This is a genomic window from Vreelandella malpeensis (assembly GCF_020622355.1).
Lineage (GTDB): Bacteria > Pseudomonadota > Gammaproteobacteria > Pseudomonadales > Halomonadaceae > Vreelandella > Vreelandella malpeensis.
Map to the genome: position 1 here is coordinate 573,208 of NZ_WHVL01000002.1, position 20,335 is coordinate 593,542.

Consider the following 20,335-nt stretch of genomic DNA (forward strand, 5'->3'; position numbering starts at 1 on the left):
GGTCAAGGCTATCGGGTAGACGCCGGAGCTTCCAACCAGCGCCGGGCGAACTGATCGGCAGTGAGGGGACGGTCGAAGAGATATCCCTGACCTTGGGTACACCCCATCGCGATCAGGGGGGCGATCTGCTCGGTGCGCTCGATGCCCTCGGCGATGGTGGCAAGCCCCAGGGTGTGGGCCATGGCGATGATGGTGGCGACGATCACGCGGTCGTTCTCGCTGGTGAGCATGTCGCGGATGAAGGAGATGTCGATCTTGATCTTGTCCACGGCAAAGCGCTTGAGGTAGGCAAGCGACGAGTAGCCGGTACCGAAGTCGTCGATGGCAAGCCCCACGCCCTGCTCCTTGCAGTGCCGGGTCATGGCAACGGCCTGCTCCGGGTTGACCATGACGCCGCTTTCGGTCAGCTCCAGGCTGAGCGCCGAGGGCGGGATGGCATAGGCGGTGCAGTTCTCGAACAGCGCCTCGATCAAGTCGTTGTCATCGAACTGATCCGCCGCCACGTTGATCGCCAACTGCCCGGTGAGCTCGAGGCCCTGGGCCTGCCAGGCGGCCAGTTGCCGGCAAGCCTTCTCGATCACGCAGCGGCCGAGCGCCACCATCATGCCGCGCTCCTCGGCGAGCGGAATGAACTCGCCGGGCGAGACACGGCCGAGCTCGTCGTCGTGCCAGCGGGCGAGCGCCTCGGCGCCGATCAGCGCGCCGGTTCGCAGGTCGACCTGGGGCTGGTAGTGCAGTTCGAGACGCTTCTCGGCAATGGCGCTGCCCAGCCGCTTGGCCATGTGGAGCTTCTCGCGCAGCCGCTGCTCCATCCAGGGCTCGAACAGGCTCACGCTCAGCGGCTGGCGCTTGGTCTGATACATGGCGATATCGGCGTACCGGAGCAGCCGGGGTGCCGTGCTCGCCTGGCCCGGATAGAGCGATACTCCGACGCCTGCGCTCATCTCCGCCGAGTGCTGCTCGATCACGATGGGCGGGGCGAGTGACGCCTGCAGGCGCGCCGCCAGCGCAAGCGCCGCCTCCTCGCCCATGCCGCACGCCAGGACCACGAACTCGTCGCCACCCAGGCGTGCCAGGTAGTGCTCTTCGCCCAGCACCTCGCCAAAGCGCCGGGCCACTTCCTGCAGTACCCGATCGCCCACATAGTGGCCGGCGGTGTCGTTCACTTCCTTGAAGTGGTTGAGCCCCAGTAGTAAAAGCGCCAGGGGTGTGCTGGGCGTCGCGTCGACATGCTGGGTCAGGTGGCGCATAAGCGCCGCCCGATTGGGCAGCCGCGTGCCTTCGTCGCGATAGGCAAGCTCGCGGATACGCGCCTCGTTCTGCTGGCGCCAAAGCTCGGCCCCGACGCGCGCAGCGAAGATCTGCAACACCGCGCGGGCGATGCGGGTCTGGGTCAAGGGCTGTTCGAACATCACGCCGACGACGCCGATCGGGTTGCCTTGGGCATCGTCCAGGCGGCGGCCGATATAGCCGTTTACCCAGTCCAGCGTCCCCTCGGCCTCCGCCGGCATCTGGATATGGGCGTCTTTGAGCACCACGCACTCCCGCTCCCTGACAACTTTTTCGCAGGGGACGCTGGCAAGGCGATAACGTACGCCGGGCTGGCGTTTCCCGCGCACGTGCAGCGAGACCATCGACGCGATCCCCGGATCGTGTTCGTCAAGCATGGCGATGAACCCGATCTCGGCGGCGAGTGCGTCAGCCATGTGTGCGGTCAACCGGGAAAGAAAGGCTTCGCCGTGATCGGCCGAAACCGCCGTGGCGACCTGGGTGACCGCATGCTGGATACGCTGCTCGGTCTGTCGGCGCACCATGCTGTCGAGGCCGAAAGCGATATCGCTGGCCAGTTCGCCCAGCACCTCGCGCTCGCGCTCGGAAATGTCCTCCTCCTGGGCGTGGTAGCAGCTGAGCACGCCCAGCGGCTGCTCACGGAACATCAGCGGCAGCGCGATGAAAGTCTTCACCCCCAGCATCAAGAGCGTCTGCTTGAGAGACGCGCTGACGCCACGGGCATCCTGCTTCTGGCCAAGGATGACGGGTTGGCCTTGCTCGAACGCCGCGCGAGCCAGCATGCGGCTGTAGCGCTTGATCATCAGCTGGCGCGGGCTGCACCAGGCAATCTCCTCGCCATCGCGGTCGGACATCGCCTTCACCTTGAGCGAATCGGCCTGGCCGGGCTCACCGGGCCGGCTGATCCAGGCGGCGGCGTAACCGCCGGTCTCGACGGCGACGTCGCAGCAGCTTTGCATCATCGCGATTTCATCCTGGGCGTTGACGACCGCCTCGCCGCTTTCGCTCAACAGTCGCAACGCCCGACGCTGGCGAGCGATATGGGTGTTCGCGCTGGCGCCGATCAACTGGCGTGAAAGCTCGGCCCCCGCCAGCCAGGCGACGATACGCAGAAGATCGAGAGCGAAGGAAGGCAGGGTCAACGTCGCCGAATGCATCAGCGCGATGAAGCCGAGTCGGCGAGTATCAGCATCGCGCATGGGAACCCCCAGATAGCCCTCGACAGACAGCGCCGCCAGTTGGCTATCGTGCGGGAAGCGCTCTCGCGCCCCGCCATCGACGAACAGCTCCGCATGCGTGTCGAGCTGAGCGGCCGGGGTCTCCTTGATCGGATAAGGTGCTTGCTCTCGCCACTGGCCGTTCGAGTAAAAGGCCAGGGGCGTGACGAAACTTTGATGTGAGTCAATACGTGCGATCACGACATGGTCGACCTTAAGCAGCGTGGCCAACGAACATGTCAGGTGCTGAAAGAACTCTTCCCGATGACGGCTGGCAAAGCTTTTCGAAAGCTTCTGCAATATATCTTGTGCAGGGTCGGGAAACATGGTATCAAGCGCCTCGAATGGGGTCAGTTAACTAAGTTTAATCCAGTGTTCCAAGGCGGTATCGATCTCGAGCGTGACTCGATCGATGCGGCATTGGAGCCGCTAATCACACATATCCGAGTGGTTACAACGTCATTCGTCGTAGCGTTTCCCTTTAAAGTGCAGCGTGCCGCGCAGGGTCTTCTCTCTATTGCGCGCTTATCTACCGTGTGACCGGTAACGTGACGTTTTGCAGGTCACACTACCCACCACCAGCAACGGGGCCATTCATGACAGCGCCGTTATTGTCCGACGGAAATTTTCCGACACTCCAGATTTTCGCTCTTATTCGTTCCGGTCAACGAGAATTACATTAATTAAATGAGCAAACTAAATAAAACCGCTGTTGGCGGTTTCTTCTATATCGTTATAAGCCTCTCACTATACCTAATTTTATATTATCAACTTTTAAAGTCGATCTTCAACCTGAACAGTCCTTCATGTCCATAGGCCGCTCCCCAACCATTTCCCTTTACAGGGAGGCCCAGGTGAAAAAAAACGAACAGCAGCGTATCGCTGGGAACATTGGTGGTGCTATCGCCAAGCAGCGTACCCGTTGCCAGATGACGCAGGAAGAAGTGGCGGAACGGCTGGGCATTGGAAACGAAGCGGTTTCACGCATCGAAAGAGGGCGTGTCATTCCCAACATCATTCGGCTCATGGAGCTTGCCCAGATCTTCGATTGCGAAACCGCCGAGCTCCTGGGGGAAGCCAGCACGCAAATAGACGATCAGACGCGGCGTATAAGGTCGCTGCTTTTGCCTCTCGATCAAAGAGACCGCCAATTGATTCTTCAACTGACGGAAAACCTGGCGAACCGCTTGAACGACGGCTCATGAATGCCGTCTGCCATCGTCGCTAAAGGCCAACGCAACCTTAAAGAAAATAGCCAACGCTCACTGCCATTCAGAAGCCGGCTACTGCCGGCTTGGCAAGAAGATCTTTTTCACAATCTCTTATTGTTATATTATTACATAACACACAAAAGAGATGGATCGCATGTCTGAGTTCAAGCCTCTGCCGGTCACCGTACTGTCCGGCTTTCTGGGCGCCGGTAAAACCACCGTGCTCAACCACATACTGGCCAACCGCGAAGGGCGCCGCGTAGCGGTGATCGTCAACGACATGAGCGAAGTCAATATCGACGCGGCACTGGTACGCGGCGGGCCGGGCGAATCGATGTTCGAAAACGAGGTGGCGCTCAATCGCTTTGATGAGCGTCTCGTCGAGATGAGCAACGGCTGCATCTGCTGCACGCTGCGCGAAGACCTGCTGGTCGAGGTGGGCAAGCTCGCCCGCGAAGGCCGCTTCGATTACCTGGTGATCGAATCCACCGGAATCTCCGAGCCGCTGCCGGTCGCCGAGACCTTCACCTTCGAGGATGAAGAGGGCGAAAGCCTCTCACAGGTGGCGCGGCTGGATACGCTGGTGACCGTGGTCGACGGCGCCAACTTCCTGACCCAGTATCGCGACGCCCAGAGCCTGGCCGAGGCCGGCGAGAGCCTGGGGGATGAGGACGAACGCAACGTGGCAGACCTGCTGGTCGACCAGATCGAGTTCTGCGACGTGCTGCTGGTCAGCAAGACCGATCTGATGAGCGAATCCGAGCTCGCGTCGCTCAAGGCGGTGCTCACTTCGCTCAACCCCGACGCCGAGATCGTGCCGATCCGCCAAGGCAACGTCGCGCTGGACAGGGTGCTCGATACCGGCCGCTTCGACTTCGAGCGCGCCCAGCGCTCGCCAGGCTGGCTCAAGGAGATGCGCGGCGAGCACGTGCCGGAAACCGAAGAGTACGGAATTTCGAGCTTCGCCTACCATGCGCGCCGCCCCTTCCACCCGGCCAAGTTCCATGAGCTTTTGCACTCGGAGTGGTTCGGCAAGGGGCTTCTGCGCTCCAAGGGCTTCTTCTGGCTGGCCAGCCGCCCGCAGTGGGCCGGCCAATGGAGTCAGGCCGGCGGCATTGCCCATCACGGTGTGGCAGGCATGTTCTGGAAAGCGATCCCCGAATCGCGCTGGCCCACCGACCCGGAGTATCGCGCGTTCATCGAAGAGAAATGGGTCGACCCCTTCGGCGACATGCGCCAGGAGCTGGTGTTCATCGGCCAGAACATGGATCAGGCCCGCATGCGCGCCGCGCTCGACGAGTGCCTTCTAAGCGAAGAGGACGTTCTCGAAGGCATCGAAGCCTGGAAGAAACTGCCGGATCCGTTTCCGGCCTGGGAGTAAGTACGCGGCTTCAACGCCGCGTTCATTACGATCATTATCGTATATTGGGGATTGACCCAAAAAACGAAGAAGGGGCCAGATGGCCCCTTCTTCGTGCACCGATAAAGCTCAGGGAATGAGGCGCTCGGCGCGCAGGCGAGTGAACAGATCGAAAAACGCGGCGCGGGTTTCGCGAAAATGGTCGAAGCCGAACTCGCGCATCTTGGTCACGTCGTTGACACACTCCTGCTCGCGGCCCAGATCGGCATCCGAGTGCCACCAGGAGACGAGCTTGGTGACCTCCGGCTCGGCCAAATCGTGCTTCTCGGCGATCTGGCGCCAGACACCGGCACTATCCTTCATCTGCTCTTCCAGCGGCGTTGGCGTGTCGGGGCATTCGGCCACGTCCAGCTCGAAGAACTCACCGATTTCCTGCCACATCCGGCGCCAACGGAAGATGTCGCCGTTGACGGTGTTGAACGCTTCGTTGTGCGCGCCCGGCGTGGTGGCCGCCCACTCCATCTGGCGCGCCAGTACCAGCGCGTCGGTCAAATCGGTCAGCGCGTTCCACTGGGTCTGCGAGCCCGGGAAGGTGAACGGCTGGCCGGTTTCCTTGCAGATCGAGGCATAGACGGCCAGCGTCGTGCCCATGTTCATGGCGTTGCCGACGGCATAGCCGATCACCGTGTGCGGGCGGTGTACGTTCCAGCTGAATCCGTCGCGCTCGGCGGCAGCGAACAAGGTGTCTTCCAAGGCGTAGTAGAAGTTGTCGCCGGGCACGCGCGGTGCGGACTCGCGAAACGGCGTCTCTACCTTACCGCTGCCATAGCTCTCGAAAGAGCCCAGGTACTGCTTGGTGCCGGTAACCAGTGAAACGTGCTGGATCTTTCTGCTCTGCAGGGCGTCGAGCAGGTTCTGCATCATGGCGCCGTTGGCCTTGACGTTCTCCTTTTCGCTGTCCCGCTTGATCCAGGTGCAGTAGAACACGTGGGTAATGGGCAGATCGGCCAGGGCCTTTTCGGTTGCGTCACGATCGAGCAGGTCCGCCGTGACGGGAATGACGCCGCTTTGCTCGGTCGCACGACGCGATAGCCCGTAAACGGTCCAGCCGCTGGCGTTGAGATAGCTTGCCAGATTACCGCCGGTAATGCCCGTGGCGCCTACCACGAGCGCGTTGCCTGTACGCATGATGCCTCCTTCGATGAACGTGTACTGCCCGCCTTTCTCAAGATCTTGCGACCTTGTTCACCGCGAGCGATAGCATTCATTCTGGTAAGAGGCATCAGTTGCTACAATTGGAAAAATCGCAAATATTTATTGCATCAGGTGCAACTCGATGGATCTCAATGCCCTGCGCGTGTTCGAGCGCGTCGCCGCCACCGGAAGCTTCACGGCGACCGCGCACCACTTTCACCGCGCGGTTTCGTCCATTTCACGTCAGATCACGGCGCTGGAAGAGTCGCTGGGTCAGCAGCTGCTTTATCGCCACACGCGCGCGGTGACCCTGACCGAGGCCGGCGAGCGCTATTACCGCAATATCCGTGAAATTCTCGACCAGCTCGACCTGGCGACGGAAGCTCTGCAAGCGCCGGACAGCGAGCCTTCCGGGCTTTTGCGCATCAACGCGCCGGTGGCCTTCGGTCAGCGCCAGATCGTGCCGATCCTGCACCGTTTTCAGCGCCGCCACCCCGCCATCAAGGCAGAGCTGATGCTGACCGACCGACTGACCGACCCGGTAAAAGAGAGTATCGATATCACCTTCCGGGTCGGCGAGCTTTCGGACACCACGCTGGTGGCAAGGCGTCTGGCGCCCATGAACTACGTGGTGGCGGCCGCTCCCGCCTACCTCGAGCGCTACGGAACCCCGCAGACGCCCGAGTCGCTTTGCCAGCACGACTGCCTGCTCTACCAGGGTGAAATGGGTCGTCAGCGCTGGTACTTCGACCAGCCGGGGCTGGACATTCCCTTGATCTGCAAGGTGGACGGTCCGCTTTACAGCAACAGCGCCGAGAGCCTGCTGCAGGCCGCGCTGATGGGCCAGGGCCTGGTGATGTTTCCTACCTGGCTGATCGCCGACGAGCTCGCCCGTCAAGCGCTGTTGCCCGTGCTCGAGGCGTGGCGTGGCGAAGTGGCCCCCATCCGGCGCGACATCCATGTCCTGTACGGCCAGCGACGACTGACCGCCCCCAAGGTCAGTGCTTTCCTGGCGCACCTGTTCGAAGAGATGGGCGACGTGCCGCCCTGGGATCGCTGGCAAACGCGAAGAGCGAAACAAGCACCGTGACACCTTCTCCGGTAAAGACATCACTACAAAAAAGAGAGGCTGACGCCTCTCTCGGTTTCACTTCTAAAGCATTCGAGGCAGCCAGGTGGCAAGACTCGGGAAGACGACCAGCAGCGCCACCAGCAGCATTGAACAGAAGATGTAAGGAATGGCGGCCGAATAGATCTCGCGCATGGTGGTTCCGGGGGGCGCCACCCCCTTCATCACGAAGAGCAGAAGCCCCAGAGGCGGTGTGGAAAAGCTGATCTCCAGCGCCAGCAGCACGATCACGCCGAACCAGATCAGATCGAACCCGAGCGCCTGGGCAAGCGGGAAGAAGATCGGCACGGTCAGCATCATGATCGATATCTGCTCCATGAAGGTGCCCAGCACCAGGAGCACCGCGAACATCGCTATCAGCATCAGAAGCGGTGAGAGATCGAACCCGGTGGCCCAGCGGATCAGCCCGCCGGAGGCGCCGGAAAACCCGAGCAGCTGGCTGAAGGTGGCAGAGCCGAACACGATCAGGTACGCCATCAGGGTGACCTTGAGCGCGCCTACCACGGACTGGGTGAAAGCCGCCCAGGTCATGCAGCGAAACGCGAAGCCCAAGATGATGACTCCCAGCGCCCCGAAGGCGGCGGCTTCAGAGGGTGTGGCGAAGCCGACCAGCATGAGCGCGACGATGATCACCATCACGCTCAGCATGGGCACGATGTCGGTGACGATCAGCTTGAGCTTGGCGGCAAGCGGCACGGGCTCGAGCTCGTAGGCCGGAGCGGCCTCCGGGTCACGCCTGGTCTGAATGAAGATGGTGATCATGTAGAAGCCGGCAAGCGTCAATCCCGGGAGGATACCGGCGATCAACAGCGCCCCGATGTCGATCTTGGCGAGCGTGGCCAGCAGCACTGCCAGCGCCGAGGGCGGAATGATGATCGCAAGCCCACCGGTGCCCAGGATGGGCCCGATCGCCATCTTCTTCTTGTAGCCCCGGCGCTGCATCTCCGGCACCAGCAGCGATCCCATCAGTGCCGTCGATCCCATGGAGGAGCCGCTCAGGGTGGAAAACGCGGTGCCGCCGACCACGGTGACGTAGGAGAGCCGTCCGGGTACCTTGCCCATCAGCCGATCCACGGCGTTGAACATCTTCATGCCGAGCCCGGTGCGAAAGAAGAGCTCGCCCATCAGCAGAAACAGCGGAATCGGCACGAGGTTGAAGCTCGACAGCGCCCCGAAGCCGTTGTTGAGCATCTGCATGATGCCCGCCTGGCCGCCCATGAAGTGCCAGGCGCCGATCACGTTGGCGGCGAGAAAGGCGAGCGCAATGGGCGTGCCCACCGCCATGAAGAAAAGAATCAGCGAGAGTAGAAACGCCAGAGCCAGATACCATTCCATTATTCTTTGATCCCCGCTTCGCCACTGTGAAGAATCTCCCGACCGACGACGAAGCGGCCGAACTCCACCGCCATCAGGGTGAAACTGACCGGAAAGACGATGGTGAGTATCCACTTGGGCACGAAATACGCGCGCACGTCATAGTCGCTGCGCTCGATGTTCATCATGAAAAGATCCAGCCCCTTCCAGGCCAGCACCAGGCTGACCAGTACGCACAAAAGCGCCACCGCCCGACTGAGAACGTTCAATACCGACGGCGATAGAACGGAGGTGAGCAGTTCGATATGCACGTGCCCCCGCTGGCGCACCAGCCACGGCGCACCCAGCAAGGTGAGATAGAACATGGCGTACTCGGTGGAGAGAAAGAACCAGGCCGAGGGCTGAAGCCCGAGGTTACGGATCACCACCGACAGCACCACCGCCACCATCAGCCATACCAGCATGATGGCGGCGAGCAGGGCCATACCGTTCAAGAGCCAAAGATAGCCGCGTCGTACGTAGCGCATAGAAAACCCTGGGCAGCGAGTGCGTCACAAGAAAAGCGCAAGGCAACGCCTTGCGCTTCGCGCGTTACAGATCGTTGAACTTCTCGATCAGCTCGTCGTAGTGGGTGAGCCCTGAGGGGTGGCGCTCCATCTGGGTACGCATGCGCGCCCAGGTGGCTTCCCGGGCGGCCTCGGCGTAGCGCATGGCGGCCTCGCCTTCCAGGGTCACCACGTTCATGCCGTTCTCCTCGAGGGCGGCCTGCTGCTCCACGGCGAGATCATCGAGGTGCTCGGCGCTGTCGCGCTCGTGCTCGATCGCCACGTCCTGAAGGATCTGCTGGGCTTCGGGGCTCAACTGGTTCCACTTGTCCAGGTTGACGATCACGCCCATGTCGGTGGAGAAGAAGGCAGGGTCGATACGGTAGTTGAGGAAACTGTCCCAGTTGAGATCTTGAAGGCCGATCTGGGTCCAGCCGGTGGCGTTGACCACGCTGCGCTCCAGCGCCGAGTAGACGTCGGTGGTGGGCAGGCTGATCGGTTGGGCGCCGAGGTAGTCCTGGAAGAAGGCGTCGTAGACCGGGTTGCTGCGCAGGCGCAGCCCCGAGATGCTCAGGTTGCCCTCGCCGTCGAGCTTGGGCTCTTCGATGGTGTAGAGGTTGTAGCTCACGCCGCTGTCGAACCAGCCCAGGTAGTAGGTGCCCATCTTCTGCTGGTGAATGTCGTTGAGCAGATCGAGGCCGCCGTTTTCCCGCGCGTAGATGGCATTGGTGTTCGAGGCGACCATGGCGTCGCGCTCGGGCACGGTACCGGCGTAGAAACTCGCTGCGGTGTAGGCCATGTCCACCACGCCGTTACGTACCGCGTCGGGCTGCTCGGAAAGACCGATGACCTCGGGGCCGCCACGCACGTTGATCTGCACCACCCCTTCACCGCGCTCGTTCACCTTGTCCACGAACTCGAGAAAGCTCTGGGTGTAGATCAGCGACGGGGGGAAGGCGTGAACCGCGGTGATCTGGTCGAGGGCGAAGGCCTGGGTAGCACCCAGTGCGGTCAGCACGCCGAGGGTCAGGGTTGTTTTTTTCATGGAGGGTCTCCTGCACGATGTTGTCTTTGAAAGCGCTTGTTGTCGTGATATCGCGAAAAGGCGTGCGTCGCTTCTTGTTTGCGTGATTCTTTATTGATGAAAACGGGCTGGTCAATGAAACCGGGGGCCGTTTGCCGTGCCGTTCACCCCTTGCCGATCAGCTCGGCACCGGGCGCCCGCGCCCAAGGGAACCGCTCGGCGTAGCGCGTGGCGAACGCATCGATCTCGCCTTGATGCTGGCGGGTCATGTCGATGTCGTCCCAGCCGTTGAGGAGCTTGGTGCGCCATACCGGATTGATGCTGAAACCGACCTCAACTTCCGCTGCGCGAAGGCGCTGCTCGACCAGGTCGACCTCGATGCCCTGAACGTCTACCAGCGCCGCGAGCAGCCGCTCGGCGTCGTCCTCTTCCACCACCGCCGGCAGCAGGCCGTTGTTGACCGCATTGGAGGCGAAGATATCGCCGAAACTCGGCGCAATGACGCAGCGAAAACCGCCGTCGACCAAGGCATAGACTGCCGCCTCCCGGGAGGAGCCCGCGCCGAAGTTACGCCGGCTCACCAGCACCTCAGCGCGCTCGGCGCCGGGCTTGTTGAGGGCGAAGTCCACATCGAGCCCGCCCTCGGCATCCCTGCGCACATCGAACAGCAGAAACTGCCCGTAGCCCACGCTTCGCGGCTCCTTCATGAAGCGCGCGGGAATCAACTGATCCGTGTCCACATTGGCCACGGCCAGGCCGATGCCCGGGGCGGTCAGAATATCGAGGGGTTTCATGGGGTGTCTCCCGAGGATAGGCTCGTCGCGACCAGCGCGCGCACGTCGCTCAACCGGCCTTCCACGGCGGCGGCGGCCACCATGGCCGGGGACATCAGATGGGTGCGTGCGCCCGGCCCCTGGCGACCCTTGAAGTTGCGATTGGTGGTGGAGGCACAGCGCTCGCCCTTGGGCACCGTGTCGCCGTTCATCCCCACGCACATGGAGCAGCCCGAGTGGCGCCACTCGAGTCCCGCCTCGACGAAGATACGGTCGAGCCCTTCGGCCTCGGCCTGGCGCTTCACCTGGGTGGAGCCTGGGGATACGATCCCCGGCACCCGGCTCTTGCGACCGCTCAGCACCGCCGCCGCCGCGCGCAGATCCTCGATTCGTGCATTGGTGCAGGACCCGATGAAGACCCGGTCGATGGCGATGTCGGTCAGCTTCTGTCCGGGCGTGAGCCCCATGTAATCGAGGCTATCGCGAATCTGGCGCGCCCTGGCACGGTCTTCGCTGTCCTCCGGCACCGGCACGCAGCGGTCGATCGGCAGCGCCTCCTCCGGGGAGACGCCCCAGGTCACGGTCGGAGTGATCTCGGCGGCATCGATGGCGATCTCGAGATCGAAGGTGGCGCCGGGATCGCTTGCAAGCGTGGACCAGTAGGCACAGGCCTTGGTGAACGCTTCTCCCTTGGGGCTATAAGAGCGATCCTTCAGGTAGTCGAAGGTGGTCTGGTCCGGGGCGATCATGCCGCAGCGCCCACCGCCTTCGATGGAGAGGTTGCAAAGGGTGAGTCGCGCTTCCATGGAGAGCGCGCGAATCGCCTCCCCGGCGTACTCGATGGCATAGCCGCGAGCGCCGTCGGCGCCCAGCCGGGCGATCCAGGTCAAGGCGATGTCCTTGGCGGTCACGCCCGGGGCAAGGCGCCCCTCGAGGGTGATGCGCATGACCTTGGGTTTGGTCTGCCAGAGGGTCTGGGTGGCCAGCACGTGGGCGACTTCCGAGGCACCGATGCCGAAGGCGATGCTGCCAAAGGCGCCATGGGTCGCGGTATGGCTGTCGCCACAGACCATGATCAGCCCCGGTAGGGTCAGCCCCTGCTCGGGCCCCATGACGTGGACGATACCCTGGCGCGGGTCGTCAAGACCGAAAAGGGTCACGCCGTGGCGCGTTGTATTGTCGGTGAGCTGCTCGATCATCGAGCGCACCTTGGCATCGTCGACCTGCTCGAGGCTTCGCGACCGGGTCGGCACGTAATGGTCGGCGATGCCGAAGGTCAGCGCGGGGCGGGCCACGGGCAGTTCACGCTCGGCCAGCTTGTTGAAAGCGTGGAAGGAGCCTTCGTGCACGAAGTGGCGGTCGATCCATAGAAGGCTCTGGCCGCTTTCACTGCGGTGCACCTCGTGGGCGCGCCACACCTTGTCGAATAGCGTTGTCGGGGTACTCATCGTTCGCTGTCCCGGCCTGTGCCGCTGCGGGCACACTTTTATTGATATGGGCGTATCGTTTATTGATCTTGGCGTATCGTTGGGCCTGTCTGGGAGCGAGGCTGCCTCCCCTGTCACCCCCATACAACTAGCGCAGTTGCTACCGACGGGTCAAATGTATTTTTTGTTTTTTTAAATCTGTATTAAATTTAATACATATGGAGCGAGTCACGACACGCCATCGGCGGGCGCCCCCCCGACTCTCGGCTCCCAATAGCGCGAGCTGTCATCGCCGTTGCGCTCCAGGTCGATCTGGAACCGGTAGCGGTCGGGGCGATAGAACGCCTCGAGATGCTCGACGCCCAGCCCCTGTTCATCGAAGACCACACGGGTCAGCGCGATCAGGGGAGAGCCGACCGATACCTCAAGCGCCTGGGCGATCTCGTGTCCTGCCAGGGTGGCGGAAATGGACTGGGAGGCATGATCCACCTTGACGCCGCTGCGCTCGAGCAGCTCGAACAAAGGCGTATTGGCCAGATCCATCTCGTCGTAATGCAGGGCGATGGACTCGGGCACGTGAGTCACCAGATAAGAGAACGGTTTCTCGTCGATCATGCGCACCCGCACCGAGCGTTGTGCCCGGCTACCCGGGGCCATGCCCAGACGCTCGCCCACCGGCGCTGGCGGCGGCCCGTAGCCGAACTCCAGAAGCCGTACCTGAGAGGCTTGGCTCATCTTGCGCATGTTGGGCATCAGATTCGAGACGCTGGCCGTCATCACCGTGGCGTCAAGCGGCTGTTCGAGTACCACCGTTCCCACGCCGGCCTGGCGCCGTACAAGACCCGCCGCATCCAGCGCTTGAATGGCGCGGCGTACCGTCACCCTCGAGACACCGTGCTGCTCGGCCAGCTTGTTCTCGCCGGGCAGCTTGCTACCCGCCGACAGCCGCCCACTCAGGATCGCATCCTTGAGCAGCAGATAGATGCGATGCGACTTCGTTCCCCCCACTGCACTGCCATGGCGCTGGCTCACTCCCTGGCTCATCTGTTCTCTCCTACGTCTTATAAAAATTCACGCTTCCCTTGACGCCGCCCATAAGGTAGACATAAAAATGTATCAAATATAATACATATCAGAGTTCTTTTTTTAAGACTCTGAGCGCCGAACCATTATCACCGACGGCACCGACATTCGCCTAACCCGCCATTACAAGAGAGGTTCGCCATGAACCATGAGGCCGACCAACACCGCGCGAGCGACAAGGCACGGGTCCGCGATTTTCTCGCCGCCATGGAAAGGCGCGATCTTGCCAAGGCCGAGGGTTATCTGGCTCAGGCAGTGGAGATGCGGTTTCCCGGTGCGCCGCCCTTTCATGACCTGAACGACGTGATGAGCTGGGCGCGTACCCGTTACCAGAGCGTACGCAAGACGTTCCATGCGGTCGATCACTGCGTCACTGCCGAGGCGTCCATCGTGGTCTGTCACGGTGAGCTCGCCGTGACCTGGCTCGACGGCACCACCACCGACGGGGTGCGCTTCATCGATCGCTTCGAGCTTGCGAATGGGCGGATCACCCGTCAGGACGTCTGGAACGATCTGGCGCTCGTCACGAGCGCCGCCACGCCCTCACCGGGCGCTTAACCATCACAAAGAGAGCCTTATGAAACGCCGACACACCGCCTCCCATACGCCTTCGAACCTGAAAGGCTACCTGCAGGACCCCTCCATCGTGGTCGCCCCGGGGGTGTATGACGCCCTGGGCGCGTCGCTGGCCGAACAGGCCGGCTTCGACACCGTGTACCTGTCGGGCGCGAGCTTGGCCTATACCCAGCTGGGCCGCCCGGATATCGGCCTTTTGAGCATCACCGAGATCACCAGTGCGATGTCCCACATTCGCGAACGCACGAACCTGTCGGTGGTGGTGGATTGCGATACCGGCTTCGGCAACGCCATGAACGTGATGCGAAGCGTGAACTTTCTGGAGCGCGCCGGCGCCAACGCCATTCAGCTCGAGGATCAGACCTATCCAAAGCGCTGCGGCCACCTGCGTGGCAAGACCCTGGTCTCCCAGGGCGAGATGGTGGGCAAGCTCAAGGCCGCCCTGGATGCCAGAGAGAGCGAGAACACGCTGATCATCGGGCGCACCGATGCCGTGGCCGTGGAAGGGACGGATCGCGCTCTCGACCGCGCCCAGGCCTATCATGAGGCGGGTGTGGACATGCTCTTCATCGAGGGCATTCGCACCGACGAAGATATCGAGAAGATCATGGCCCGCTTCAAGGGCAAGGTGCCGATCATGGCCAACATGGTCGAAGGCGGCGACACCCCGCTTCAGAACGCCCAGGCGCTCGAGGCGCTGGGCTTCTCCCTGGTGATCTTCCCCGGTGCGTTGGTACGGGCCTTCACCCACATGGCGAGCCGCTTTTTCGCCACGCTGAAACAAGAAGGCTCCACCGACGCCTTCCGCGAGCAGATGCTCGATTTCAAACAGCTCAACGACTACCTGGGCACCCAGGCGCTGCTCGAACTCGGCCAGCAATACGACGAGCGCTAGGCCACGACCCGGCACCGATCAAACAACGAGACTACAGGAGACCCCATGCAGACCACCGACAAAACGGCCAAGGAGCTCTTTTTCGAGGTGATGGCCAACCCCCAGCGGGTGCCCTTCGGCTTCGGCAACAAGGCGGTGCTGGTCAACGTGGACCCCCAGAAGGCCTATACCCGTACCGACCTTTACAAGACCGCCTACGAGACCGACCCGAAGCAGCTCGAGTACACCAACCAGCTGGCGCGTGGCTTTCGCGCCAAGGGCTGGCCGGTGGTCTGGACCCACGTGGCGTTTCTCGACTCCGCCGAGGACGCCGGCGTGTGGGGCACGCGCACCGATACCCCGGACTCGCTGCAGAACATCAAGTACGGCTCCGAACGCGCCGAGTTCGACGAACGCGCCGAGATCGATCGCGCTCGTGACGTGATCTACACCAAGCGCATGCCTTCGGCGTTCTTCGAGACGCCCCTGCAATCGCTGCTGGTCTGGCATCAGGTGGATACCGTGATAATCACCGGCGGCTCGACCTCGGGCTGCATTCGCGCCACGGCGGTGGAGAGCCTGTCCCGGGGCTATCGCACCATCGTGCCGATGGAGTGCGTGGCGGACAAGCACGAAAGCTACCACTACGCCAACCTGACCGACCTGCACCTGAAGTACGCCGACGTGCTGCCCGTGAAGGATGTCCTGGCGTGGCTCGACCACAAGGCGTAAGGAGCCCGCGATGAAAGAGTCCCTCGGCGTATACGACTACTGGGCCTATGACCAGCGCCCCAAGATCACCTGGCCGGGAGGCGCGAAAGTCGCCTTCTGGGTCGCGCCCAACATCGAGTACTACGAGCTCGACCCGCCCCAGAACCCGAGCCGCAAGCCCTGGCCGCACCCGCACCCGTCGGTGCCCGGCTTCAGCATTCGCGACTACGGCAATCGGGTCGGTCACCAGCGCCAGCTGCGGCTTTTGGACAAGTACGGCGTGCGCGGGTCGGTGTCGCTGTCGACGGCGCTTTGCGAGCATCACCCGGAGATCATTCAGATGTGCCGGGAGCGCGACTGGGAGTTCTTCAGCCACGGCATCTACAACACGCGCTACACCTATGGCCTGAGTGAGGCCCAGGAGCGCGCGATGATCCGTGACAGCATGGAGACCATTCATCGCCACACGGGGCAAGCCTGCGCGGGCTATCTCGCCCCGGCGCTCTCGCACTCCGAGCACACCCTGGACCTGTTCGCCGAAGTGGGCGAGGAGCTCTTCGGTGAGCGCGGCGGACTCTACACCTGCGATCTTTTCCACGACGACCAGCCCACGCCGGTTCGCGTGCGCTCTGGCAAGCGCTTCATTTCCCTGCCCTACTCGCTCGAGATGAACGACACCATCGTCTACGCGGTAAACAAGGTCGAGCCGCGCCAGTACGCCACCATGCTCAAGCGCCACTTCGACCGCCTGTACCAGGAGGGCGCGGAGTCCGGCACGGTGATGTGCATCCCTACCCACAACTATCAGGTGAGCTGCCCGCACCGCATCAAGGCGTTCGAGGAGGCCCTCGAGTACATCACCGGCCATTCGGACGTGTGGGTTGCTACCGGCCGGGAGATCGCCGAGTACTACCGGGCGCACCATTTCGATGCCGCGCTTGAAAGCATGCAGGCGCAGGCCGCCACCGCACCAGGGGAGAGTTGATACCATGGCGCTCGACAACGATTACCTGAACTACCCCCTGCGCCGTTACGGCTACGACCACGACCGCTATGACTGGTCGATGCTCGACGAGCGAGCCCCTGTTACCTGGCCCGGTGGCAAGAGGCTGGCGGTGTGGATCAACGTGTCGCTGCAGTTCTACCCGCTCGACCAGCGCGGCGTGCCCTTCAAGGTGCCCAACGGCATGACCATGCCCTACCCGGATCTGCGCCACTTCTCGCTGCGCGACTACGGCAACCGGGTCGGCATCTATCGGGTGCTGAAGGCCCTCGAAAAGTATGGCATCACGCCGACCTACGCGATCAACGCCCAGCTCGCCGAGCAGACACCTTATCTGGTCAAGCGTCTCCAAGAACACGGCGGCGAATTCATTGCCCACGGCTGGAACATGGATCATCTGCACTACGGTGGCCAGCCGATCGAGGAAGAGGCCGAGCTGGTCGCGCGGTCGGTAGACACCCTTCGCCGCGTGACCGGCCAAACCATTCGCGGCTGGCTCAGCCCGGCGAAGCACCAGAGCTTCAACACGCCGGATTTGCTGGTAAAGAACGGCATCGAGTACTGCGCCGACTGGGTGAACGACGAGTTGCCCTACGCCTTCAAGACCGCCTCGGGGGCGCTCACCATGATGGGGCTTTCCACCGAGATCGAGGATCAGTTCGTGATGAGCCAGAACCTGCATTCGGAGGATGCCTGGGTCGCGCAGGTCAAGGACGCCTTCGACTTTCTGCTCGAGGAGTCCCGCACGGCGGGTGGGCGGCTCTTCGCGCTGAACCTGCACCCCTGGCTCGTCGGCCAGCCGCACCGCATCGCATGCCTCGAAGAAGTGCTCGCGCACATCGCCAGGCATGAGGAGGTCTGGCAAGCACCTGCGGGCGAGATACTCGACGCGTTCAAGGCGGCTCGTGCCAGCGACGACAAAGGAACCCGCTGATGGCCATTCACCCCTATAGCGAGACAGAGACGTTCGAGGTCCATCTTCCGCTTCTGATCATCGGCGCTGGCGCCTGTGGACTGGTGGCCGCACTCAAGGCACGCGATGCAGGCATCGAGCCTGCCGTGCTCGAACGCGATGCGCTGCCCCGAGGCAGCACGGCGATGTCATCGGGTTTCATTCCCGCCGCCGGCACCCGCTTTCAGCAGGCGCTGGGAATCGAGGACAGTCCCGAGATCATGGCCGAGGACATCCAGCGCAAGAACGGCTTCCAGGCGGACCCGGCCATCGTCGCGCTGCTGGCCCGCGAATCGGGATCGACCATCGAATGGCTGGCGGACGAGCATGGCGTGGCGTTCGAGCTGGTCGAAGGCTTTCTCTACCCCGGACATCGGCGACTGCGCATGCATGCCACGCCCCGCCGCACCGGCGAAGAGCTGATGGGGGCACTGTTGAACGCCGCCGAGCGCATGGGTGTGGATATCCTGACTCAGACGCGGGTGGTGGATCTCTACGTGGACGATACTCGGCAAGTGCGCGGCGTGGCGCTCGAACGCCCGGACGGCAGCCGCGAGCGCATCGGTTGCGACGCCGTGCTCCTGGCCTGCAACGGCTTTGGCGGCAACCCCGAACTCGTGCGGCGTCACATCCCATCGCTGGGTGAGGCGCTCTACTATGGTCACGAAGGCAACCAGGGGGACGCCCTCCTGTGGGGCGAGGCGATGGGCGCAAGCACAAGAGACCTGGGCGCCTGCCAGGGCCACGGGTCGCTGGCGACTCCTCACCAGGTATTGATCAGCTGGGCGCTGATGATGCAGGGCGGGATTCAGGTCAACCTGCACGGCGAGCGCTTCTCCAACGAGCACGGCGGCTACTCGGAACAGGCGGCCAGGGTGCTCGCCCAGCCGGAGCAGATCGCCTGGAACCTGTATGACGAGCGTATCCACCAGAACGCGCTCGAGTTCGAGGATTACCGCAACGCCTTCGGGGCTGGCGCGGTGCGCCGCTTCGAGACCCTGGAGGCACTGGCCGACGGCGCGAACCTGCCTCTCGAGACGCTGGAGGCGACGTTCGACGCCATGCAGCAGCATACGAGCGCGCAGACGCCGGACACCTTCGGCCGTACCTTCGAGCGCGCCCACCAGCTCCAACCGCCCTACTACGCCGTTCGCGTCACCGGGGCGCTATTTCATACCCAGGGCGGGCTCGAAGTGAACACCCAGGCACGGGTGCTGGATCTCGAGGGTAAGGCGCTGCCCAACCTGTTCGCCGCCGGGGGCGCCGCTCGCGGGGTCTCGGGCGCGGGGGACAGCGGCTATCTTTCGGGCAACGGTCTATTGAGCGCCGTGGTGCTGGGCGCGGTAGCGGGCCAGAGCGCCGCGACGCTCTTGAATCTCAAGCTGCACTCGGCCGCGCTGCCGTGATGCAAGTTTCATCGCTCCGCTCGTCGGGGCTTTTGCTAAGCAGTTGATTTCGTGGTTTGCTTGGCGCTTCGCCCCGCTGCCACGAGCTCTTCGATGTTTCATCTGCTTCTCGCACTGCCCTGCCTGATCGTGATCGCCCGTTACCTCTGGCCGCTTGTCTGGCCCCGCTGGCTCAAGGCGCTGCTCGGCGCAGCGCTGCTGCTGGTTTCCCAGCACCACCTGCTGACCCGGCTCGCCTTCGGCAGCATGTTCTCGCCGGAAGTGCCGCGGGAGGTGGTGCTGGCCGTCAACGCCGTGTTCGGGGCGATGATCTTCCTGGCGCTGATGCTGGTCGTGGTCGATATCGCGACCGCGTTGCTCGCCTTGTGCAAGCGCCGCCGACTGGCGATTGTCGCACCGCTTCGCCATGGGCTGGCCATCGTCGCGCTGGCGATGGGCGTTTTCGCCGTGAGCCAGGCGGCGCGCGTTCCGCCCTTGAAGGAGGTCGAGATTTCCATCGCGGGGTTGCCGGCCGCCTTCGACGGCTACCAGATCGTCCACCTGACCGATCTTCACTTGAGCAGGCTCTTCCAGGCCCCGTGGGCGGAAACGGTCGTCACCAAGACCAACCAGCTGGCGCCGGATGCCATCTTGATCACCGGCGACCTGATCGACGGCACCCTCGATGCCCGCCGCGACGACGTGGCGCCGCTCGCTGCGCTGAGCGCGCCGGATGGCGTTTTCGCAAGCCCCGGCAACCACGAGTACTACTTCGGTTACGATACCTGGATGAACCACTACCAGGCGCTCGGCATGCAGATACTGGCCAACCAGCACATCGTGGTGGAGCGCGACGGCAGTGCCCTGGTGCTGGCCGGGGTAACGGATGCCTCCGCCGCTCGCCACGACTACCCGGCCCCGAACCTGGCCGCCGCGCTCGAAGGCGCGCCGGACGACGCGCCGGTCGTGCTGCTCAATCACCAGCCTCGCAACGCCCGCGCGGCGGCGGCCCAGGGGGTCGACCTGCAGCTTTCCGGCCATACCCACGGCGGCATGCTGGTGGGTTTCGATCGTATCGTGGCGCGCGCCAACGAAGGGTTCGTGTCGGGTATTTACGCACTCGACGGCATGACGCTCTACCTGAACAGCGGCACCGGCCTGTGGCCCGGCTTCGCCCTGCGCCTGGGCAAACCCTCGGAGCTGACCCGAATCACCCTGCGCGCTCAGTGACGACCGGCAAGTGCGACCGTCACGATATCTTGCCTGC

19 protein-coding genes are annotated in these 20,335 nt (G+C 63.0%); 11 read left to right on the plus strand and 8 right to left on the minus strand.

Features of this window, described 5'->3' with window-relative positions:
* Window positions 1-8 precede the first annotated feature (8 nt).
* On the minus strand, window positions 9-2,834 hold the full coding sequence (locus GEV37_RS07955; RefSeq protein WP_338035116.1) for a bifunctional diguanylate cyclase/phosphodiesterase: 2,826 nt from the start codon (window positions 2,832-2,834) through the stop codon (window positions 9-11).
* On the opposite strand from GEV37_RS07955, the gene GEV37_RS07960 reads away from it, so the two are divergent.
* The 3 genes from GEV37_RS07960 (at window position 2,751) to zigA (ending at window position 5,099) form a co-directional block, all read left to right on the plus strand.
* Complete coding sequence (locus tag GEV37_RS07960) at window positions 2,751-3,047, plus strand: hypothetical protein (RefSeq protein ID WP_227389694.1); 297 nt, start codon at window positions 2,751-2,753, stop codon at window positions 3,045-3,047. The two genes, GEV37_RS07955 and GEV37_RS07960, sit on opposite strands and share 84 nt — an antisense overlap.
* Window positions 3,048-3,361: 314 nt before the next feature.
* The gene (locus GEV37_RS07965; protein WP_227389695.1) at window positions 3,362-3,712 is read left to right on the plus strand and encodes a helix-turn-helix domain-containing protein; all 351 of its coding nucleotides are present in this window, start codon (window positions 3,362-3,364) and stop codon (window positions 3,710-3,712) included.
* 160 nt (window positions 3,713-3,872) lie between these two features.
* A complete protein-coding gene (gene zigA / locus GEV37_RS07970) occupies window positions 3,873-5,099 on the plus strand; it encodes a zinc metallochaperone GTPase ZigA (protein WP_227389696.1) in 1,227 nt (408 codons plus the stop codon).
* A gap of 108 nt (window positions 5,100-5,207) precedes the next feature.
* Here the strand turns inward: zigA and GEV37_RS07975 are convergent, their stop codons facing one another.
* Complete coding sequence (locus tag GEV37_RS07975) at window positions 5,208-6,245, minus strand: SDR family oxidoreductase (protein WP_386111975.1); 1,038 nt, start codon at window positions 6,243-6,245, stop codon at window positions 5,208-5,210.
* A 169-nt stretch (window positions 6,246-6,414) separates the two neighbouring features.
* Here GEV37_RS07975 and GEV37_RS07980 point away from each other — a divergent pair, with 169 nt between their 5' ends.
* Window positions 6,415-7,362 carry a LysR family transcriptional regulator gene (locus GEV37_RS07980; protein WP_227389698.1) on the plus strand — a complete coding sequence of 316 codons (948 nt, stop codon included), beginning with the start codon at window positions 6,415-6,417 and terminating at the stop codon, window positions 7,360-7,362.
* 63 nt (window positions 7,363-7,425) lie between these two features.
* Here GEV37_RS07980 and GEV37_RS07985 read toward each other — a convergent pair whose 3' ends face one another.
* The 6 genes from GEV37_RS07985 to GEV37_RS08010 form a co-directional block, all read right to left on the minus strand.
* The gene (locus GEV37_RS07985) at window positions 7,426-8,736 is read right to left on the minus strand and encodes a TRAP transporter large permease (RefSeq protein WP_227389699.1); all 1,311 of its coding nucleotides are present in this window, start codon (window positions 8,734-8,736) and stop codon (window positions 7,426-7,428) included.
* Window positions 8,736-9,242, minus strand: a complete 507-nt coding sequence (locus GEV37_RS07990) for a TRAP transporter small permease (protein ID WP_227389700.1) — start codon at window positions 9,240-9,242, stop codon at window positions 8,736-8,738. Before GEV37_RS07990 ends, GEV37_RS07985 begins: the two co-directional genes overlap by 1 nt.
* 64 nt (window positions 9,243-9,306) lie before the next feature.
* Window positions 9,307-10,305 (minus strand): TRAP transporter substrate-binding protein DctP, encoded by a 999-nt coding sequence (dctP, locus tag GEV37_RS07995; RefSeq protein ID WP_227389701.1) that lies wholly within the window; start codon window positions 10,303-10,305, stop codon window positions 9,307-9,309.
* Between the two features lie 143 nt (window positions 10,306-10,448).
* The gene (leuD, locus tag GEV37_RS08000) at window positions 10,449-11,078 is read right to left on the minus strand and encodes a 3-isopropylmalate dehydratase small subunit (protein WP_227389702.1); all 630 of its coding nucleotides are present in this window, start codon (window positions 11,076-11,078) and stop codon (window positions 10,449-10,451) included.
* On the minus strand, window positions 11,075-12,505 hold the full coding sequence (gene leuC, locus GEV37_RS08005) for a 3-isopropylmalate dehydratase large subunit (RefSeq protein WP_227389703.1): 1,431 nt from the start codon (window positions 12,503-12,505) through the stop codon (window positions 11,075-11,077). Before leuC ends, leuD begins: the two co-directional genes overlap by 4 nt.
* Window positions 12,506-12,712: 207 nt before the next feature.
* Window positions 12,713-13,528 (minus strand): GntR family transcriptional regulator, encoded by an 816-nt coding sequence (locus GEV37_RS08010; protein WP_227389704.1) that lies wholly within the window; start codon window positions 13,526-13,528, stop codon window positions 12,713-12,715.
* A 180-nt stretch (window positions 13,529-13,708) separates the two neighbouring features.
* Between GEV37_RS08010 and GEV37_RS08015 the strand changes: the two genes are divergently transcribed.
* From GEV37_RS08015 to GEV37_RS08045, 7 genes are all read left to right on the plus strand, one after another.
* A complete protein-coding gene (locus tag GEV37_RS08015; RefSeq protein WP_227389705.1) occupies window positions 13,709-14,125 on the plus strand; it encodes a nuclear transport factor 2 family protein in 417 nt (138 codons plus the stop codon).
* A 19-nt stretch (window positions 14,126-14,144) separates the two neighbouring features.
* On the plus strand, window positions 14,145-15,038 hold the full coding sequence (locus GEV37_RS08020) for an isocitrate lyase/PEP mutase family protein (protein ID WP_227389706.1): 894 nt from the start codon (window positions 14,145-14,147) through the stop codon (window positions 15,036-15,038).
* A 45-nt stretch (window positions 15,039-15,083) separates the two neighbouring features.
* The gene (locus GEV37_RS08025) at window positions 15,084-15,749 is read left to right on the plus strand and encodes an isochorismatase family protein (protein WP_227389707.1); all 666 of its coding nucleotides are present in this window, start codon (window positions 15,084-15,086) and stop codon (window positions 15,747-15,749) included.
* Between the two features lie 10 nt (window positions 15,750-15,759).
* Window positions 15,760-16,713, plus strand: coding sequence for a polysaccharide deacetylase family protein (locus GEV37_RS08030; RefSeq protein ID WP_227389708.1), 954 nt, complete (start codon window positions 15,760-15,762; stop codon window positions 16,711-16,713).
* A gap of 4 nt (window positions 16,714-16,717) precedes the next feature.
* Window positions 16,718-17,665: a polysaccharide deacetylase family protein gene (locus GEV37_RS08035; protein WP_227389709.1), complete on the plus strand. Its 948-nt coding sequence runs from the start codon at window positions 16,718-16,720 to the stop codon at window positions 17,663-17,665.
* On the plus strand, window positions 17,665-19,089 hold the full coding sequence (locus tag GEV37_RS08040; protein WP_227389710.1) for an FAD-dependent oxidoreductase: 1,425 nt from the start codon (window positions 17,665-17,667) through the stop codon (window positions 19,087-19,089). The genes GEV37_RS08035 and GEV37_RS08040 overlap by 1 nt, the downstream gene beginning before the upstream one ends.
* A 93-nt stretch (window positions 19,090-19,182) precedes the next feature.
* Entirely contained in the window at window positions 19,183-20,298 is a 1,116-nt protein-coding gene (locus GEV37_RS08045) for a metallophosphoesterase (protein WP_227389711.1), read from the plus strand.
* Window positions 20,299-20,335 lie beyond the last annotated feature (37 nt).